This window comes from Pseudomonas abietaniphila (assembly GCF_039697315.1).
GTDB lineage: Bacteria > Pseudomonadota > Gammaproteobacteria > Pseudomonadales > Pseudomonadaceae > Aquipseudomonas > Aquipseudomonas abietaniphila_B.
Genome location: NZ_CP155619.1, coordinates 2,840,940 through 2,859,073, shown reverse-complemented (window position 1 = coordinate 2,859,073; position 18,134 = coordinate 2,840,940). Strand labels below are relative to the sequence as shown.

16 protein-coding genes are annotated in these 18,134 nt (G+C 59.6%); 6 read left to right on the top strand and 10 right to left on the bottom strand.

The annotated features are described in order from the left end of the window. Window positions 1-124: 124 nt before the first annotated feature. Window positions 125-1,162, top strand: coding sequence for an L-glyceraldehyde 3-phosphate reductase (gene mgrA, locus ABDX87_RS12735; RefSeq protein WP_346833155.1), 1,038 nt, complete (start codon window positions 125-127; stop codon window positions 1,160-1,162). Between the two features lie 64 nt (window positions 1,163-1,226). Here the strand turns inward: mgrA and ntrC are convergent, their stop codons facing one another. The 7 genes from ntrC to glnA all read right to left on the bottom strand — a co-directional run bounded on the left by ntrC (window position 1,227) and on the right by glnA (window position 7,942). After that, the gene (gene ntrC, locus ABDX87_RS12730; protein WP_346833154.1) at window positions 1,227-2,663 is read right to left on the bottom strand and encodes a nitrogen regulation protein NR(I); all 1,437 of its coding nucleotides are present in this window, start codon (window positions 2,661-2,663) and stop codon (window positions 1,227-1,229) included. Then, window positions 2,660-3,745 carry a nitrogen regulation protein NR(II) gene (gene glnL, locus ABDX87_RS12725; protein WP_062385603.1) on the bottom strand — a complete coding sequence of 362 codons (1,086 nt, stop codon included), beginning with the start codon at window positions 3,743-3,745 and terminating at the stop codon, window positions 2,660-2,662. Before glnL ends, ntrC begins: the two co-directional genes overlap by 4 nt. Before the next feature lie 306 nt (window positions 3,746-4,051). Continuing rightward, a complete protein-coding gene (locus ABDX87_RS12720) occupies window positions 4,052-4,669 on the bottom strand; it encodes a DUF4124 domain-containing protein (RefSeq protein WP_346833502.1) in 618 nt (205 codons plus the stop codon). Window positions 4,670-4,679: 10 nt separating this feature from the next. Beyond that, window positions 4,680-5,207, bottom strand: a complete 528-nt coding sequence (locus ABDX87_RS12715) for a DUF4124 domain-containing protein (protein ID WP_346833153.1) — start codon at window positions 5,205-5,207, stop codon at window positions 4,680-4,682. A 126-nt stretch (window positions 5,208-5,333) separates the two neighbouring features. Then, the gene (locus ABDX87_RS12710; protein ID WP_346833152.1) at window positions 5,334-5,900 is read right to left on the bottom strand and encodes a chorismate mutase; all 567 of its coding nucleotides are present in this window, start codon (window positions 5,898-5,900) and stop codon (window positions 5,334-5,336) included. A 31-nt stretch (window positions 5,901-5,931) separates the two neighbouring features. Then, window positions 5,932-6,378 carry a cupin domain-containing protein gene (locus ABDX87_RS12705; RefSeq protein ID WP_431061231.1) on the bottom strand — a complete coding sequence of 149 codons (447 nt, stop codon included), beginning with the start codon at window positions 6,376-6,378 and terminating at the stop codon, window positions 5,932-5,934. Between the two features lie 157 nt (window positions 6,379-6,535). Next, the gene (gene glnA, locus ABDX87_RS12700; RefSeq protein WP_062385596.1) at window positions 6,536-7,942 is read right to left on the bottom strand and encodes a glutamate--ammonia ligase; all 1,407 of its coding nucleotides are present in this window, start codon (window positions 7,940-7,942) and stop codon (window positions 6,536-6,538) included. 331 nt (window positions 7,943-8,273) lie between these two features. On the opposite strand from glnA, the gene thiI reads away from it, so the two are divergent. Both thiI and typA read left to right on the top strand, forming a co-directional pair. Continuing rightward, window positions 8,274-9,728 carry a tRNA uracil 4-sulfurtransferase ThiI gene (gene thiI / locus ABDX87_RS12695; RefSeq protein WP_346833151.1) on the top strand — a complete coding sequence of 485 codons (1,455 nt, stop codon included), beginning with the start codon at window positions 8,274-8,276 and terminating at the stop codon, window positions 9,726-9,728. Window positions 9,729-9,867: 139 nt separating this feature from the next. Beyond that, on the top strand, window positions 9,868-11,688 hold the full coding sequence (gene typA / locus ABDX87_RS12690) for a translational GTPase TypA (RefSeq protein WP_074752425.1): 1,821 nt from the start codon (window positions 9,868-9,870) through the stop codon (window positions 11,686-11,688). Window positions 11,689-11,887: 199 nt separating this feature from the next. Here the strand turns inward: typA and ABDX87_RS12685 are convergent, their stop codons facing one another. After that, a complete protein-coding gene (locus tag ABDX87_RS12685; RefSeq protein ID WP_346833150.1) occupies window positions 11,888-12,343 on the bottom strand; it encodes a YkgJ family cysteine cluster protein in 456 nt (151 codons plus the stop codon). Between the two features lie 175 nt (window positions 12,344-12,518). Between ABDX87_RS12685 and ABDX87_RS12680 the strand changes: the two genes are divergently transcribed. Then, entirely contained in the window at window positions 12,519-13,082 is a 564-nt protein-coding gene (locus ABDX87_RS12680; protein WP_346833149.1) for a phosphonate degradation HD-domain oxygenase, read from the top strand. Window positions 13,083-13,188: 106 nt separating this feature from the next. Here ABDX87_RS12680 and ABDX87_RS12675 read toward each other — a convergent pair whose 3' ends face one another. Next, window positions 13,189-14,574 carry a GTPase/DUF3482 domain-containing protein gene (locus ABDX87_RS12675; RefSeq protein WP_346833148.1) on the bottom strand — a complete coding sequence of 462 codons (1,386 nt, stop codon included), beginning with the start codon at window positions 14,572-14,574 and terminating at the stop codon, window positions 13,189-13,191. After that, window positions 14,567-15,946, bottom strand: coding sequence for a DUF2868 domain-containing protein (locus ABDX87_RS12670; protein WP_346833147.1), 1,380 nt, complete (start codon window positions 15,944-15,946; stop codon window positions 14,567-14,569). Before ABDX87_RS12670 ends, ABDX87_RS12675 begins: the two co-directional genes overlap by 8 nt. 235 nt (window positions 15,947-16,181) lie before the next feature. Between ABDX87_RS12670 and ABDX87_RS12665 the strand changes: the two genes are divergently transcribed. Together ABDX87_RS12665 and ABDX87_RS12660 are read left to right on the top strand one after the other, a co-directional pair. After that, entirely contained in the window at window positions 16,182-16,694 is a 513-nt protein-coding gene (locus ABDX87_RS12665; protein ID WP_346833500.1) for a dihydrofolate reductase, read from the top strand. Window positions 16,695-17,036: 342 nt separating this feature from the next. Further along, window positions 17,037-18,092, top strand: a complete 1,056-nt coding sequence (locus ABDX87_RS12660; protein WP_074752419.1) for a phosphorylcholine phosphatase — start codon at window positions 17,037-17,039, stop codon at window positions 18,090-18,092. The last annotated feature ends 42 nt before the right edge of the window (window positions 18,093-18,134 follow it).

Below are 18,134 nucleotides of genomic sequence, written 5' to 3'. Positions count from 1 at the left end.
TCCTGCCCATCAGGCTTGGGAAAATCGCCCGTAGGCCTTGAACCGATTCAGCTGTAGAACATCCGAAAGAGAGACCTGAGCCGTAACGGGCCACTCATCATTCAGACAAGAAAGAGAGGATTGAATGACGTACATCGCTGCTCAAAACCGCTATGAACGCGTCCCGTATCGTCGAGTAGGCCGCAGCGGCCTGGTGTTGCCTGCCTTGTCGATGGGCCTGTGGCACAACTTCGGCGACAGCACCCCCATGGACACTCAGCGTGCCATGCTGCGGACCGCATTCGATCTGGGCATCAACCACTTTGACCTCGCCAACAACTATGGCCCGCCGTACGGCAGCGCTGAAATCAACTTCGGCCGCCTCCTGCGCGAAGACTTCAAGCAATACCGCGACGAGCTGATCATCTCCACCAAAGCCGGCTGGGACATGTGGCCGGGCCCTTACGGTCAGGGCGGTGGTTCACGCAAGTACGTGCTGGCGAGCCTCGATCAGAGCCTGCAGCGCATGGGTCTGGATTATGTGGATATCTTTTATTCACACCGCTTCGACCCGGACACCCCGCTGGAAGAAACCGCTGGCGCGTTGGCGACCGCAGTACAGCAGGGCAAGGCGCTGTACATCGGTATCTCTTCATACTCGGGCGCAAAAACCCGCGAGATCGCCGGTTTGCTGAAAGAGTGGAAAGTCCCGCTGCTGATTCACCAGCCCGCCTACAACCTGCTCAATCGCTGGGTTGAAAAGGACCTGCTGGACACGACCGAAGAGCTGGGCTCCGGCGTTATCGCCTTCACGGCACTGGCGCAGGGTCTGCTGTCGGACAAATACCTGAACGGCATTCCGAAGGATGCGCGGGTCAACCGTCCGGGCGGCGGTTCGCTGCAGGCGTCGCACCTGTCCGAGCAGAACATCGAGCACGTCCGCGCGCTGAACGAGATCGCTAAACGCCGCGGTCAGAGCCTGGCGCAGATGGCCTTGGCCTGGACACTGCGCGATCCGCGTGTCACCTCAGCGCTGATCGGTGCAAGCCGCCCTGAGCAGATCATCGAAAACGTCGGCGCCCTGGACAACCTTGAGTTCAGTCAGGAAGAGCTGGCGGAGATTGATCGATTCGCGGTGGAAGGCGGGATCAATCTGTGGGAGAAGCCGTCCTCGGCTGAGTAACGGTACCGAGGAGGATACAAACCAGGCGCGCCCCTACAGATAAAGGGGCGCGCGCTGGAGTCTCTTAGCCCTCATCCCCTTCGTCGTCATCCCCACCATCAACCTTCATGCCCAACTCTTTGATCTTGCGGGTCAAGGTGTTGCGGCCCCAGCCCAGCAACACGGCGGCGTCGCGACGACGGCCCGCGGTATGCTTCAGGGCGGTTTCGATCATGATGCGTTCGAAGGTCGGTACCGCGCTGTCCAGCAGGCTGGATTGACCGCGTGCCAGTGCCTGGTCCGCCCATTGACGCAGGGCTTGTTCCCAGTTGGTGACCGGTGCTGCGTCCTGCGGCAGGCTCAGCAGCTCTGGCGGCAGATCGCTGATGTGCACTTCACGGCCCGAGGCCATGACGGTGATCCAGCGGCAGGTGTTTTCCAGCTGGCGTACGTTGCCCGGCCACGGAAGGTGCTTGAGGTATTCCTCGGTCTCGGCTTTCAGCAGCTTTGGTTCGACCGCGAGCTCTTGCGCGGCGCGGCTGAGGAAATGCCTGGCGAGCGTCGGGATATCTTCACGACGATCGGACATGCGCGGAATGTGGATGCGAATCACGTTCAGGCGGTGGAACAAGTCCTCACGGAATTTGCCGGCCTGAACCAGGGTTTCCAGATTCTGGTGAGTGGCGGCAATGATCCGTACATCGACCTTGACCGGCGTGTGACCACCGACCCGATAGAACTCGCCGTCTGCCAGTACACGCAGCAGGCGTGTCTGTGTGTCGGCCGGCATGTCGCCGATTTCGTCGAGAAACAAGGTGCCGCCGTCGGCCTGCTCGAAACGTCCGCGACGCAGGTTCGCTGCACCGGTGAACGCGCCTTTTTCATGGCCGAACAGTTCCGACTCCATCAAATCCTTCGGGATCGCCGCCATGTTCAGGGCGATAAAAGGCGAGGCCGAGCGCGGGCTGTGGCGGTGCAGGGCGTGAGCGACCAGTTCCTTACCGGTACCGGACTCACCGTTGATCAACACCGTGATATTGGAGTGACTCAAGCGACCGATGGCGCGAAACACTTCCTGCATTGCCGGCGCTTCGCCGATGATTTCAGGGGTGCGGGTCAGGGTAGGCGCGACGTCCATGCCCTGTTGTTCCTGAGCGTGCTGATTGGCACGCTTGACCAGCGAAACCGCTTCGTCGACGTCGAACGGCTTGGGCAGGTACTCGAAGGCGCCGCCTTGATACGAGGCCACGGCACTGTCCAGGTCCGAGTGCGCAGTCATGATGATGACCGGCAGGCGTGGATGCTGTTCGCGAATGCGCGCCAACAGGTCCAGGCCACTGGCGCCCGGCATGCGAATGTCGGAAATGATCACGTCCGGTTGCTGACGGGCCAGGCGGCTCATGACGCCATCGGCACTGTCGAAGCTCTGTGTGGTCATGCCTTCTTGCTGCAAGGCCTTTTCCAGTACCCAGCGGATGGAACGGTCGTCATCGACGATCCAGACAGTTTCACTACGGCTCATGTCGAAGCTGCTCCTTGTTCCAGCGGCAAGAAGATCGAGAAAGTTGTGTGGCCAGGATGGCTGTCACACTCGATCAGCCCCTGGTGCTGACTGATGATGTTCTGGGTGATGGCAAGGCCCAGCCCGGTACCGTCCGGACGGCCACTGACCATTGGGTAGAAAATGGTTTCTTGAAGTTCCGGCGGGATGCCCGGACCGTTGTCGATGATCTCGATTTTGCTGACCAGCCGATGCCGCACGTGACCTATCGTGAACTGGCGCATGGCGCGAGTTCGCAGGCTGATCCGGCCAAGACGCAGCTCGTTCTGCCCGCTGATGGCCTGCATGGCATTGCGCACAATGTTGAGCACGGCCTGAACCATTTGATCCCGATCGATCAACACGTCCGGGATGCTCGGATCGTAATCGCGCACCAGTGTGATGCAGCCCTGACTCTCGGCTTCAACCAGGCTGCAGACGCGTTCCAGCACTTCATGAACGTTGGTCATGGCCAACGAGGGCAGCTTGTTCGAGCCCAGCATCCTGTCCACCAGGTTACGCAGGCGATCGGCTTCCTCGATGATGACGTTGGTGTAGTCCTTGAGGCTCTCTTCCGGCAGTTCGCGCGCCAGCAGCTGTGCGGCGCCGCGAATCCCGCCAAGCGGATTCTTTATTTCATGGGCAAGGCCACGCACCAGCATTTTGGTGGTTTCCTGCTTCGACAGCTGAGCCTCTTCCTTGGTGATGCGCAGCAGGCGATCCCGTGGATGGACTTCCAGCAGCAACATGGTTTCGCCTTGCGACAGAATCGGCGTCACCGCGTAATCGACCGTCAGTGTCTGTCCGGTCAGCGCGGTCAGCATGGCTTCACGCTTGGTGAACGGATGCGCCTGCTCCACCGCTTGACGAAGCGAACTGAGGGCTTCGGCGGACTCGGTGAACAGCTCACTGATGAATTGCCCGTGGCTGCGCTGACCACTGATCGCCAGCAGCATTTCAGCTGCAGGATTCATGTACTCCAGGCGCAAGTCCGAGTTGAGCAGAATCGTGGCAGTGGTCAGGTTGTCGAGTAACAGTCGGTGCAACGTATCGCTGATAGTCATGAATCTCGTTGACCTCTTTTGGCACATTACACGTGGGAGGGCCCAAACGTGCAGGCTCTGGTTGGTCTTCGCCAGCGTTGGAAAGCCTGTTGTTACGGGCTTGCCGATGCTTATTTGATAGAAAATGCAAAAACCAAACCAAGGCTCCGAAAAGAAGCGCCGATCGAGTCATTTCGGGCGTTTTTTGGACAGTCAGCCCGAAGAGTGAGCAGTGGCAGACGATTCGTGAACCAAAATGGGCTTTTAAACGGCGCGCTCGTTCAGGTTGTGCACCATTGTGGAGCTTGGCCGCTCAGGACCGTGTTATCAGAAAAAAGGCAGGAAGCTGCTCTTCTCTTCCGGCGGCTTGTCCTTGATCGGGCATTCGGGGCGCGCGCCGTAATCTTCGGTCTTGCAGGGTTGAGCGAGGCGCTTTTGCGCGAGGGATATCCGCAGCATGTGGAACGGCTGATTGGGCGTCCGTTCCGCCACCCTGCCGAACTCGTCAACGATCTCGACCGACAGTTGATGCGTACCGCGATCAATGTTGGTCAGTGGAAACACCGGGCTGCGAGTGGCTTCGCCGTACACCTTGCTGTCCAGCAACAGGCGATAGGTGTGTCCGGGTTGCAGCTCGGGGTCGTTGGTGACGGTCACGATAAGGTTGCCTTGTATATCGCGAATCGTGCTGTCCGGCTCCGGCGCCAGAATGCGCAGCAACTGATACCGAAACAAAGGGCCGGGCTTGGTCTTCGCGCTGGATGCCTGACTGGGTTTCTTCGGTGCGGCCTTGATCTGGTTGCTCGGGGCGATGTCGACCTTTTTGGCATTGCGTCGCGGTTGATCGGTGAATACCCGATTACCTTCCGCGTCGATGTAGGTGTACACCTCGGCAACCGCCGAGTGACCGATGAGCATCAACAGGCAAACAAGCGCGCATTGCAGCCAGGTGGTTTTAAGGTTTACCGACATGGACTCGCTGCACTGTGAGGGTGATGGTCTGGCTTTGCTGGATCAACTGGGCGCCCTGCAGGACCTGTACGGCAAGGCTGTGCTCGCCACGATCGAGCTCCATCACTTGCAGGCGCGGGATATTGGTGGGCTGGCCGTAAGGTCTGCCATCGATTACCAATTGCAGCAGATGCCCCGACTGCAGGCGTGGCTGGATTGCCACGCCGACCGTAAAGCTGCCGTTGTTGGCGCGCAACGCTTCGCCATCCGGCAGGTCGGTCAGTTCCAGCACGGTGTAGGCCGCTGTGTTTTGCTGTGCCTGGCTCTGGTTTTGTGGCGCACTCGTGGTGGCGGGCGCCGGTGCAACGGTCGGTACGCTATTGAGCGGTGGCAACTCGACCGTCTCGGCCCGGGTTCCGTTGGGCGGCTGGTTGCTGTAGGCCGTGTTGCCGTTGGCGTCGGTGTACTTGTAGATCTGCGCGGCAGCGGGCAGTGCAAGCACCAGCAGCAGAAGGGCGAGACATTGACGCATGAACACTCCAGGGCAGCGATCAGGACAACCAGCAATGGTGTCGCGCTAAATGCATCGCGCGGCACGGGGCAGCATAGAGGAATACTGATCGACGGTGTCATTTGAGAAGCGGACCTGCGCGTCCGCTCACTGCAGCGCCGTTGTCCGGCAGAGATCGCCCGTCGCTCGTTGCAGGGCGGTCACTATCACGGGATCACCTGTCTGTTGCTGGATCTGCGACTGCACCCAGCCTGAACATCGGGTATCGCTGCGATAAGGCTGAAACGCCGAGTAACTCTGCACCAGCACTGGCAGCAGCGTATCCAGCCGACCCCGAATGCCGTCGGTCAAGCTGACATCGGGTTTCTCCGGGGAGTGGCCGGTTTCGCGCCATTGTTCGATGCGCGCGTATTGCACCATCTTGTTGGCCTCCATCTGCGCCGTCATGAATTCGCGTACGTCGTCGCCAGTCAGCTTGAATTCGCCGGCCCGTGATTCGGCGTTCTGGATCACCTGACGCTCACGCTCACTGTCCTGCACCGGCTTGCCGCTGTGCCATTTGCTGCGCGCCACGTCATTGGCAATTTCCAGCCTCAGCTCCATGGCCGCAATCAGTGGCTGAAGTTGCACGGGAGGCTGCTGAGCGGGGGCGGCGTGAAGGCCGCTTGAGACCAGGCCGCAGGTTAAGGCAACGAGTTGGAGTTGTTTAAGCATTGTTATGCACTCACGGATGACCGAACGATCACTATTTATCACGTTGGCTGGACGAGAGCGGCATTCCCGGGGTACCCGCATAGAAGACAACGAGCTCCACCGCAGTATTCCCCGTTAAGCCTCGGTGCTGCCGGTTGACCATTTCAGGCAGCACATCGCCCGGCTTGAGCAGAATCGACTGACCCCCTTCCCGGGTTTCCACCGTGAGGTGGCCGGACACGACGTAGGCCGCATTGGGCATTGGGTGTTCGTGCCATTTGAGGGCGGTGTTGGCGGGGATTTTGATATTCACAACCGTCAGCTCAGGCTTGCTGGCAGGGTAGGCGTCATAAGACACGCCATCCCAGGAGCTTGAGCTTTTCAGCAGAACGGTTGATTGCACGCCCGAGGCGCCAGAAGTACTGGACGTCTGAGCGGTGACGCATCCGCCGAGGGTGATCATCGCCAGGAGCAGGCAGGCAGAACCAGGTTTGAACATGAACAAAATCCTTGTGCTGTAGACGAGCAGAGACACAAGGTTGCCGGAAGCGGTTTTTCCATCTGCGGTACATATTTATAGCCAACGCATTGCACAATAAAAAAGGCCTCCCGAAGGAGGCCTTTCATTCACGCAGCCAGCGGCTGGCGCGACTGGATCAGCAGCTGTAGTACAGCTCGTATTCCAGTGGGTGTACGAAGGTACGTACCTTGATTTCTTCTTCCGATTTCAGCGCGATGTAAGCGTCGATGAAGTCGTCGCTGAACACGCCGCCTTTGGTCAGGAACGCACGGCCCTTGTCCAGTTCTTCCAGCGCTTCTTTCAGGCTGCCGCAAACTTGTGGGATCTCTGCAGCCTCTTCAGGTGGCAGGTCGTACAGGTTTTTGTCAGCTGCATCGCCAGGGTGGATCTTGTTCTGGATACCGTCCAGGCCAGCCATCAACAGGGCTGCGAAGGCCAGGTATGGGTTAGCCGATGGGTCCGGGAAACGTGCTTCGATACGACGGCCGCGTGGGCTGGAGACGTAAGGAATACGGATCGAAGCGGAACGGTTGCGAGCCGAGTAGGCCAGCATGACCGGAGCTTCGAAACCTGGGACCAGACGCTTGTAGGAGTTGGTCGACGGGTTGGTGAAGCCGTTCAGCGCCTTACCGTGCTTGATGATACCGCCGATGAAGTACAGGGCGGTGTCGGACAGGCCGGCATAGCCTTCGCCCGCGAAGGTGTTCTTGCCATCTTTGGCGATGGACATGTGGACGTGCATACCCGAACCGTTGTCGCCGTACAGAGGCTTAGGCATGAAGGTAGCGGTGCGGCCGTAAGCGTCGGCAACGTTGTGTACAACGTACTTCAGGGTCTGAACTTCGTCAGCCTTCTTGACCAGCGTGTTGAATTTCACGCCGATTTCGTTCTGGCCAGCAGTTGCCACTTCGTGGTGGTGAACTTCGACGACCTGGCCCATCTCTTCCAGGGCGTTGCACATTGCGGTGCGGATTTCGTGGTCGTGGTCGAACGGTGGAACCGGGAAGTAGCCGCCTTTGATACCAGGACGGTGGCCCTTGTTGCCGCCTTCGATGTCAGCGTCGGACATCCAGGAGCCTTGTTCGGAGAAGATCTTGAACATGGAACCGGAGATGTCGGATTTGAACTTCACTTCGTCGAAGATGAAGAATTCTGGCTCTGGACCGGCGAATACGGTGTCACCGATACCGGTGGACTTCAGGTATTCCTCGGCGCGGTGAGCGATAGCGCGTGGGTCGCGGTCGTAACCTTGCATGGTCGAAGGTTCGATGATGTCGCACACCAGGATCAGGGTCGGCTCTTCGGTGAACGGGTCCAGAACGGCGGTTTCGTCGTCCGGCAGCAGGATCATGTCGGAGGCTTCGATGCCTTTCCAGCCAGAGATGGAGGAACCGTCGAACATTTTGCCGACTTCGAAGAAATCGTCTTCCAGCGCATCGCGAGCTGGCATGGTCACGTGGTGCTGAGTGCCTTTGGTGTCCGTGAAGCGCAGATCAATCCACTTAACGTCATGATCTTTGATGAGTTGAACCGACTTCGACATGTTGTCCTCCGGGGTGGATTAGGGCTGAGTAGTGGTGGGCCCTTTAATTTGGGTGATGCCGGGCGCGATAGTCGGCCAAGGCAACCTGCCTCACAAGGGAGCAATTTGCATGCCAGTGCCCTGTGTTGGGTTTTCCGCGGAAAACAACCGGTTTTAGGGCGTAAAACGTCGCAATTGTGAAAAGCGGCGCACCTTAACGGTGCGTCAGGATTGTATACAGTCACTTTTTGGTGCGCTGATGATCGGCTATACGATAACTGGTTAAACCTTGAGCAATTTCCGCTATAATCCGCGCCCCCCTTTTTCGACCGGCACCTCGCGCGCTGTTTTCATGAAACTAATCGTCAAAGTTTTCCCGGAAATCACTATCAAAAGCCGGCCTGTACGCAAGCGCTTCATCAAGCAGCTGGCCAAAAACATCCGTACCGTGCTCCGTGATCTGGATCCGGCGCTGGTGGTGGATGGCGTGTGGGACAACCTTGAGGTCGAAACGAAGGTCGAGGATGCGAAGGTCCTGCACGAGATGACCGAGCGTCTGAGCTGCATGCCCGGCATCGCCCATTTCCTGCAGGTCGATCAGTACCCGCTAGGCGACATGGATGACATCTATGAGAAGTGCAAGCTGCACTTCGGTGATGCCCTGCCTGGCAAGATTTTCTCGGTGCGCTGCAAGCGTGCCGGTCATCACGACTTCAGCTCGATGGACGTCGAGAAGTACGTGGGCAGCAAACTGCGTCGCGAATGCGGTGCGGCCGGAATCTCCCTGAAAGCGCCTGAAGTTGAGGTGCGCATCGAGATTCGCGACAAACGGTTATTCGTGATTCACAGCCAGCACAACAGCATCGGCGGTTATCCGCTGGGCTCGCTGGAGCAGACGCTGGTGTTGATGTCGGGTGGTTTCGATTCCACCGTCGCGGCGTATCAGGTGATGCGCCGTGGCCTGATGAGCCATTTCTGCTTCTTTAATCTGGGCGGCAGGGCCCATGAACTGGGCGTGATGGAAGTCGCGCACTTCATCTGGAAGAAGTACGGCAGCTCGCAACGGGTCCTGTTCATCAGCGTACCGTTCGAGGAAGTTCTGGGAGAAATTCTCGGAAAAGTCGATAACAGTCATATGGGCGTAGTATTGAAGCGTATGATGTTGCGCGCTGCGACCAATATCGCCGACAGGCTGGAAATCGACGCGCTGGTGACCGGCGAAGCGATTTCGCAGGTGTCCAGTCAGACACTGCCTAACCTGTCGGTCATCGATTGCGTGACGGAGAAGCTGGTTCTGCGCCCGCTGATCGCCAGTCACAAGCAGGACATCATCGACCTGGCCGACGAGATCGGCACCGGCGATTTTGCCCGGCACATGCCTGAATACTGCGGTGTGATCTCGGTCAATCCAAAGACCGCGGCCAAACGGAACCGCGTTGAGCATGAAGAAAAAGAATTCGACATGGCGGTACTCGAGCGTGCGCTCGAAAACGCCCGTATGGTGCCCATCGATCGCGTGATCGAGGAATTGGGCCAGGACGTTCAGGTCGAAGAAGTCAGTCAGGCTCTGGCCGGACAGGTGGTCATCGACATCCGTCACCCGGATGAAGCCGAAGACCGTCCGCTGGAACTGTCGGGCGTTGAAGTACAAACGCTGCCGTTCTTTGCACTGAACAGCCGTTTCAAGGAACTGGATCACACGCGCCAGTACCTGCTGTATTGCGACAAAGGCGTCATGAGTCGCCTGCATGCTCATCATTTGCTCAGTGAGGGGCATGCCAATGTGCGCGTTTATCGACCGAGCTAAGTGCCCGGGGCTGTTTGCCTGTGGCTTGCGTCACCGGCCCCCCGACACCAGTCGTCAGCCGTAACGGCTTTAGCCGGCTCTACTGTTCATAGCTGCCTACACTAAGCAGCTGACCGAATCCTCTGATCGAGATACACAAGTGATCGAAAATCTACGCAACATCGCCATCATTGCTCACGTTGACCACGGTAAAACCACCCTCGTCGACAAGCTTTTGCGCCAGTCCGGCACCCTTGAGCGCAACGAGCTCAACGACGAACGCGTGATGGACTCCAACGACCAGGAAAAAGAGCGCGGTATTACCATTCTCGCGAAGAACACCGCGATCAACTGGAATGGCTACCACATCAACATCGTTGACACCCCGGGCCACGCCGACTTCGGTGGTGAAGTAGAGCGCGTGATGTCGATGGTTGACTCCGTTCTGCTGCTGGTCGACGCTCAAGATGGCCCTATGCCGCAAACCCGTTTCGTGACCAAGAAGGCGTTCGAAGCCGGCCTGCGTCCAATCGTGGTCATCAACAAGGTTGACCGTCCGGGCGCGCGTCCTGATTGGGTTCTGGACCAGATCTTCGATCTGTTCGACAACCTGGGCGCTACCGAAGAGCAACTGGACTTCCAGGTCGTCTACGCCTCGGCCATCAACGGCATCGCAGGTCTGGACCACAACGAGATGGCCGAAGACATGACCCCGCTGTACCAAGCGGTCGTCGATCACGTCCCTGCGCCGAAAGTTGACCGTGACGGTCCTTTCCAGATGCAGATTTCGGCACTGGACTACAACAGCTTCCTGGGCGTCATCGGTGTTGGCCGTATCGCTCGCGGTCGCGTCAAGCCGAACACCCCGGTTGTGGCGATCAGCGCTGACGGCAAGCGTCGCAACGGTCGTATCCTCAAGCTGATGGGTCACCACGGTCTGCACCGCATCGACGTCGAAGAAGCAGCTGCCGGCGACATCGTCTGCATCAGCGGCTTCGAAGAGCTGTTCATCTCCGACACCCTGTGCGACCCGACTGTCGTTGAAGCGATGAAGCCGCTGACCGTTGACGAGCCAACCGTTTCCATGACCTTCCAGGTCAACGACTCGCCATTCTGCGGTAAAGAAGGCAAGTTCGTGACGTCCCGTAACATCAAGGACCGTCTGGACAAAGAGCTGCTGTACAACGTTGCACTGCGCGTTGAGGAAGGCGACTCCGCTGACAAGTTCAAAGTATCCGGCCGTGGTGAGCTGCACCTCTCGGTACTGATCGAAACCATGCGTCGCGAAGGCTTCGAGCTGGCCCTGGGCCGTCCTGAAGTGATCATTCGTGAAGTTGACGGGGTCAAGCAAGAACCGTACGAAAACGTGACCATCGACATCCCTGAAGAATCGCAGGGCAAGGTCATGGAAGAGATGGGTCTGCGTAAGGGCGACCTGAGCAACATGGTGCCGGATGGGAAAGGCCGTGTGCGTCTGGAATACAACATCCCTGCTCGTGGTCTGATCGGTTTCCGTAACCAGTTCCTGACCCTGACCAACGGTGCTGGCATCCTGACCTCGATCTTCGATCGCTACGACACCGTGAAGTCGGGCCACATGTCCGGTCGTCAGAACGGCGTTCTGGTTTCGGTTGAAACCGGTAAGGCACTGACCTACTCCCTGGAAACCCTGCAGGCGCGTGGCAAGCTGTTCGTTGAACACGGTCAGGAAATCTACAACGGTCAGATCGTTGGCCAGAACAGCCGTGACAACGACCTGGGCGTCAACCCTACCAAGGGCAAGAAGCTCGACAACATGCGTGCTTCGGGTAAAGACGAGACCATCGCTCTGGTTCCACCTGTTCGCTTCACCCTGGAACAGGCTCTGGAATACATCCAGGAAGACGAGCTGTGCGAAGTCACGCCTAAGTCGATCCGTCTTCGCAAGAAGATCCTCGACGAAAGCGAGCGTACCCGCGCTGCCAAGAAAGCCAAGGCGTAACTAGCCCCGGCTGAACGAAAACGCCCCCGGTCGCGAGACCGGGGGCGTTTTTGTTTGTGCGGGATATGTGAAAGCGCGGAGGTTTCTGTGGGAACGAGCTTGCTCGCGAAGGCGTAGGAAAATCCAATGCCTGTTGGACGTCTGATGAATCCTTTCGCGAGCAAGCTCGCTCCCACAGTTTTACTTCAAACCAATGTGATCAGAACTTCAGTGGCACCCGGCCGGAGTTTGAGTTCAACGTCCCGCTGCTCTCGCGCACGACTTCTTTGGGCTTGTAAGCGCAATAGCCGGGGCGCGGACCGATCTTGGGATGGTTGCGGCATGTATCCGGGCGTTTATCGTAGATCGTGCACAAACGGCTCTTGCGATCCAGGTAAAGGCAGTCGTTGTTGCTCATGCGCTGCAGCGTGAAGATCCCCGACTTCTGGTTGAAGCGCTCGACAATGCCTTCTTTCTGCAGGCGTTTGGCGATGTTCTTCGGGTTGTCGCCCTGTTCGAACTCGTCGACCACGCCAATGCGGATCAGGTCCTTGATCTTCGCTTCAACCGGCAACGTGCAGCAGCTGGACACGCAGCCTCCACACATGTAGCTAGAGTATTTCTGCCAGGTCTCAAGGCGGTCGAGTTCGGCGGCGGCGATCAAGGTGGGTTTCATGACGATTGGGTTCCGGGTGTATCGGGCGCGCGATCATACCGGGCCGCGCGCATTTCCCCTATCGCAAAATGATCGATGCGACTATCGGCAAGCGCCTGGCGGCTGCCATCGCTTCGCAATACAGCGCGAGTAGGGTGGGCGCACCAAGCCAGTCACGCAGAATCGAGGTTAACCCATGCAACACGCTGAACAGGTCGTCAACGAGGTCTTCGGCCTCTATGCGCAACGCGGCAGCGACGATTACATCGGCGAGCCGGTGTCGCAGATCGAACACATGTCGCAGTCCGCCGAGCTGGCGCTGGCAGAAGGTTATGACGACGAAGTGGTGCTGGCGGCGTTCTTCCACGACATCGGTCATCTCTGCGAACGCGATCCGGGTGCGGCGAGCATGGGCGGCTACGGCGTGGCCAGTCACGAACGGGTGGGCGCCGATTACCTGCGCACATGCGGGTTCAGCGAGCGGGTCGCCAGGCTCGTGGAATACCACGTTCGGGCCAAGCGCTATCTGACGCTGAGACAACCCGGCTATTACGACCAGTTGAGCGAAGCGAGCCGACGCACGCTGGCGTATCAAGGCGGCGTGATGAGCGACGCCGAAGCCGATGCCTTCGAGCGCGACCCGCTGTGCGGCGTCAGCCTGCGGATGCGTCAGTGGGATGAAATGGCGAAAGAGATGAATGTGCCGGTGATGGATCTGAACATCCTGAAAGAAAAGGCGCTGGCGCTGCTCGCCGCATAACCCTGTAGGAGCAATCGGAGTTTACGACGGTCGCGATAGCGATTTGCCTGACACACCGCATCGCGACCCTCGCAAACTCGGATTGCTCCTACAAGGGGCGCGATATTCAGATAAGAACCGAGCCAGCCAACACCTCGATCTGCTCCTGCCGCTCGGTCTGATCAAGCTTGGGATGCGGATTCAACGACGACCACTGCGGATGCGCTCGCGCCTTGTGCAGCGCATCGGGCAGCTTGCCCTGGCGCCAGGTCTTGTCCTGCGGGGTGTCGAGCTTGATGCTGTCGACGGCGGCATGACCGCGAGCCTCCAGTGCAATCAGCAATTGGCGCTGTCGCAACGCCAGCAGACGCAATACGGCGTCGTCGACCGTCAGTTCGCGTTGACCCTTCAGCTTGCCAAGCAAGCGGCCGCCATAACTGCGGGCGGTTTGCAGTGCGCCGCCGGCAATGGCGCCCACCAACGCCGCAGCGCCGAGGGTGATACCGCCCACCAGCAAGTCCACGCCCGCACCCGCCGCCGCGCCAGCCGCGATGCCACCGCCCACGCGCACGCCCAGCAGCTTCAGCGTTTCGGGATTGAACAGGTCGTCCCCCCAGCGCCCGTCCAGCAGCGGCAGATCGCTGGCGGACGCATCCTCCCGACGAAACGCATACAGCTTGAGCAATGCCTCGACGCAACGCTGTTCGCGGTGGCGTACAGCTTTGCGCACGTCATCGATGGCCGATTGCACCTGATCAGACGTCGTCGCGACGCTACGTCGACACGCCGCGCAGTCCAGCAGCAGCTCGGCAATAAGCCGTGCAGCGCTGTGGCGACGAACCTCGCGTTGCGCCTGTTGATCAGCGATCAAGCGTTCCAGCTGACCCCGAGAGTTTTCCAGCAACAGAGCGAGGCTTTCATACAGCCGCCGCTCGCCATCTTCCGGCGGTGCCACGCTGTCGAAGCGCACCAGCGCGTGCAGGCCGAGTCGGGCCAGGGCTTCCCGCCAGTCCGGTTCGCGGTGCCGGGAACTGCTGACGAAGTTGAGTACCGGCAACAGGGGCTTGCCGCAACTGGCGAGGACGGCGAGTTCGTCGCGGTATTTGGCAAGCACCGGCTCGCGGGCGTCGATCACGTAGAGACCGGCATCCGACGCCAGCAACTGGCGCAACACCTTGGCTTCCTGTTCGAAGCGCTGGCGGGCTTCACTGCCTTCAAGAAAACGCGCCAAGCGTGCCGGGCCGTCAAGGCGTTCGCCGGGACGATCAAGGCGCTCCAGGAAGTCGAGCAGGGCGATCGCGTCTTCAAGGCCCGGCGTGTCGTAAAGCTCCAGCAGCGCTTCGCCATCGACCGACAAGCGCGCACCTTCCACGTGGCGCGTCGTGCTTGGCCGGTGCGAGACTTCGCCAAATCCGACATCGCGGGTCAGCGTGCGCAGTAATGAGGTTTTGCCCACGTTGGTGTGGCCGACCACGGCCAGCTTGAGCGGCGGGTGCGCGTTGCTATCAGTCATGTCCGGTCTCCAGCCAGGTCAGTGGCGCGCTGTCCGTCCACTTCAGATCCAGTTGCTGCAACGCTTGATGCCAATCGCCAAGGCGGTCGGCATCCAGCGCCTGACCCGACGGCGCAGGCAGCAACCAGATACGGGTTGAAGCCGCACACCGTGCCAGCTCGGCAATCAGCGCAAGACTGCCTCGATCGGGCGAGCGACGCGGATCGCAGGCGATGGCCAGTCGCGCGGGCGGGTAGCGGGTCAGTTGGTCGAGCAGGGTCCTGCGGGATTCGCGGCTGTCGAGTATGCCGGCGTCGGCCACGGTTTCTGGCAGCGTCGGCGGCCAGGGACGTTGATCGTCGAGTTCGACCGCGACCAGCAGCGCGCCTTCGCTCTCATGGGTCGATGTGCCGGTGTGCACCTGATGCAGTTGCGCGGGGGCGGCGTCGTTGACGCCCAGGCGTTCGCTGCTCGGCATCAGGCGTTCCCGCAGTTCGGCGAAACCGGGCTGGCTGAGGTCCAGCGCCAGCTTTTTGCGACCTGCGCGCCAACGGGCGTAGCACATCAGCGTCAGGAGTAAACGAGGCAGGATGCCGTACACCACCAGCACGCCGACCAGCCAGGCGGCCCAGGCCTGTCGGGCGTTTTCGATCGTCTGTGCGCTGTTGCCGCTGGCACGGATCATGTCTTCTGTGGGCACGTCGAACCCGAGCAGCGAGGGCAGAGTGCCCAGGCTCTGGGTCAGGCTGACAAACGTGTCGCTGCCCAGAATCGTGGTTTCCCAGACGAACCCGTAGCGGCGAGTCGCCATGAGCAATAACAGAAGCGTGAGGGCGCTGAGCAGTGCCAGCAACCAGAGGCCGTTGACGCAGGTGCCCAGCACCCAGCGGTTGAGCCGCTTGCGTTGCAACAGCAGAATCAGGGCCGGCGCCAGTTGCGCCGCTTGAGCATCGCGGGCGAGTTTCTCGCTGAGCCATAACCAGAGGCGACCGAGGCTGGTCGCGCTCCCGCCCGCGAAGATCAGGCCGAGCGCCCAGCTGAGTAGCAGGATCAGGTTCACGCCAAGCAGGCTGCCCAGCGCCCAGAACACATTGACCGGTGTCTGTCCGTCACCCAGCGCCGCGAATGCCAGACCCGCACCGCTGATGACAGCGAACGCGGCCAGCACGATCAGCGAGAGCCGGGCACCTTGTTTCCAGTGGTGCAGGGCCGCGAGCATACCGTCGCGTTCGGCAAGCCAGAGAGCGCGGTTCTTGATCCGGGTCAGCAAGTCACCCGCGCTGGCGCGGGCACGGCGATTGGCCTCGTCATCCTCCAGCGGGCCGGCGTGCTGCTCACGCAAGCGCACGGCCTCGGTCAGCCACAGTTCATCGAGTGGGGTCAGTGCAGTCACACAGTATCTCGTTGGCGAAGTCAGAAGTGAGCATAACCGTTGTGGCCGTAATCGCGCACAGCGGCAGGGTTGGCCTCTCTTGGACAACCGCAATCGCGAGCAAGCTCACCGCCTGCAGCCTTACTCAACACGTTGTGGGAGCGAGCTTGCTCGCGAAGCGTTCTTTGACGCATCGCGGCATCGCGATCAGGGCCGGGCTACGAATCCATCCGTGGCCTCTGCTATCCTCGTCGCCATGAAAAAACATCTCCCCCTCAGCCTGATTGCCGCCCTCGGTGAAAACCGGGTCATCGGCGTCGACAATTCCATGCCCTGGCATTTGCCGGGGGACTTCAAGTACTTCAAGGCGACCACGCTGGGCAAGCCGATCATCATGGGTCGCAAGACGTGGGATTCGCTGGGCCGTCCGCTGCCCGGTCGATTGAACATCGTCGTGACCCGTCAGGCTGGCCTTCAGCTTGAGGGCGCCGAGGTCTTCACTTCCCTGGAAGCTGCCGTGCAGCGCGCCGAGGAGTGGGCGACCGAGCAGGGCGTTGACGAGGTGATGCTGATTGGTGGCGCGCAGCTTTATGCACAAGGGCTGGCGCAGGCTGATCGCCTGTACCTGACGCGCGTAGCATTGAGTCCTGAGGGCGATGCCTGGTTTCCGGAGTTCGATCTTGCGCAGTGGAAACGGGTGTCCGACACGCCGACCCCGGCGCTGGATGACAAGCCTGCGTACAGCTTTGAGGTGTGGGAACGAGGTTAAATCGCATCGTCCGATGCTGCCCGGTTCCAGCTCCAGTAGAGACTGTTCCTCCACCGTTAAGGTGAAGGTGTCGAGAATCTGTGGGAGTGAGCTTGCTCACGAAAGCGTCCTGATATTCCCCGCATCTTCAGCGCCTGAACGTCAGTCTTCGTGAGCAAGCTCACTCCCACAGTGGGCCGGAAGTGGCTATGCAGCTGTCACAAATATGTCGTTTTTATGTCATTCGTCGCAAATGGTTATCAACGTGACGCCATCAGAACGAACACGGTCGCTGACGCATTAAAACAGTAATGGCTTTTTGTTACGGTCCAGCCTCGAACTGATAAAGGGGAGGACACCGTTATGAAGCTCGCACCAAAACTGTTGGCCGCTGCGCTCTGTCTGGGCCTTGCCGGGCAGGCCATGTCCACGGAACTCAAGCACTGGCCCGAGCCCGCGGCCAAGCAGTTGAACGCCATGATCGCGGCAAATGCCAACAAGGGTAACTTCGCCGTTTTCGACATGGACAACACCAGCTACCGCTACGACCTGGAAGAGTCGCTGCTGCCGTTCATGGAAAACAAAGGGCTGATCACCCGAGAAAAGCTCGACCCTTCCCTCAAGCTGATCCCGTTCAAAGACACCGCTGAGCACAAGGAAAGCCTGTTCAGCTACTACTACCGCCTTTGCGAAATCGACGACATGGTCTGCTATCCATGGGTCGCGCAGGTGTTTTCCGGCTTTACCCTCAAAGAGCTCAAAGGTTACGTGGACGAGTTGATGGCGTCCGGTAAGCCGGTCCCAAGCACCTATTACGAAGGTGACGTGGTCAAAACCATCGAGGTCCAGCCGCCGAAGGTCTTTACCGGCCAGGCCGAGCTCTACAACAAGCTGATGGAAAACGGCATCGAGGTCTACGTGATGACCGCCGCGTCCGAAGAGTTGGTGCGGATGGTCGCGTCGGATCCCAAGTACGGCTACAACGTCAAACCGCAGAACGTCATCGGTGTGACCACGCTGCTGAAGAACCGCGACACCGGCGAGCTGACCACCGCACGCAAACAGATCACAGCAGGCAAGTACGACGAGAAGGCGAATCTGGGCCTGGAGCTTACGCCTTATCTGTGGACGCCAGCCACCTGGATGGCCGGCAAACAAGCGGCGATCCTGACCTACATCGATCAGTGGAAGAAACCGGTACTGGTCGGCGGCGACACGCCGACGAGTGACGGCTACATGCTGTTCCACAGCGTCGACGTCAACAAAGGTGGCATCCACCTGTGGGTCAACCGCAAAGACAAGTACATGACCCAGCTCAACGGCATGATGAAAACCAATGCCGAGGCTCAGGCCAAAGAAGGGCTGCCGGTGACGGCCGACAAGAACTGGGTGATCGTCAAGCCGGACGAGATTCAGTAATACGAATGACGCAGCGGCACGCAGGGAATGCGTGCCTCTGCG

Coding starts and splice junctions, on each gene's coding strand:
- ABDX87_RS12660 (WP_074752419.1), top strand. CDS start 17,037: ATGAAGCTCGCACCAAAACTGTTGGCCGCTGCGCTCTGTCTGGGCCTT.
- mgrA (WP_346833155.1), top strand. CDS start 125: ATGACGTACATCGCTGCTCAAAACCGCTATGAACGCGTCCCGTATCGT.
- ABDX87_RS12715 (WP_346833153.1), bottom strand. CDS start 5,207: ATGCGTCAATGTCTCGCCCTTCTGCTGCTGGTGCTTGCACTGCCCGCT.
- glnA (WP_062385596.1), bottom strand. CDS start 7,942: ATGTCGAAGTCGGTTCAACTCATCAAAGATCATGACGTTAAGTGGATT.
- ABDX87_RS12665 (WP_346833500.1), top strand. CDS start 16,182: ATGAAAAAACATCTCCCCCTCAGCCTGATTGCCGCCCTCGGTGAAAAC.
- thiI (WP_346833151.1), top strand. CDS start 8,274: ATGAAACTAATCGTCAAAGTTTTCCCGGAAATCACTATCAAAAGCCGG.
- glnL (WP_062385603.1), bottom strand. CDS start 3,745: ATGACTATCAGCGATACGTTGCACCGACTGTTACTCGACAACCTGACC.
- ntrC (WP_346833154.1), bottom strand. CDS start 2,663: ATGAGCCGTAGTGAAACTGTCTGGATCGTCGATGACGACCGTTCCATC.
- ABDX87_RS12705 (WP_431061231.1), bottom strand. CDS start 6,378: ATGTTCAAACCTGGTTCTGCCTGCCTGCTCCTGGCGATGATCACCCTC.
- ABDX87_RS12680 (WP_346833149.1), top strand. CDS start 12,519: ATGCAACACGCTGAACAGGTCGTCAACGAGGTCTTCGGCCTCTATGCG.
- ABDX87_RS12675 (WP_346833148.1), bottom strand. CDS start 14,574: ATGACTGATAGCAACGCGCACCCGCCGCTCAAGCTGGCCGTGGTCGGC.
- ABDX87_RS12685 (WP_346833150.1), bottom strand. CDS start 12,343: ATGAAACCCACCTTGATCGCCGCCGCCGAACTCGACCGCCTTGAGACC.
- ABDX87_RS12710 (WP_346833152.1), bottom strand. CDS start 5,900: ATGCTTAAACAACTCCAACTCGTTGCCTTAACCTGCGGCCTGGTCTCA.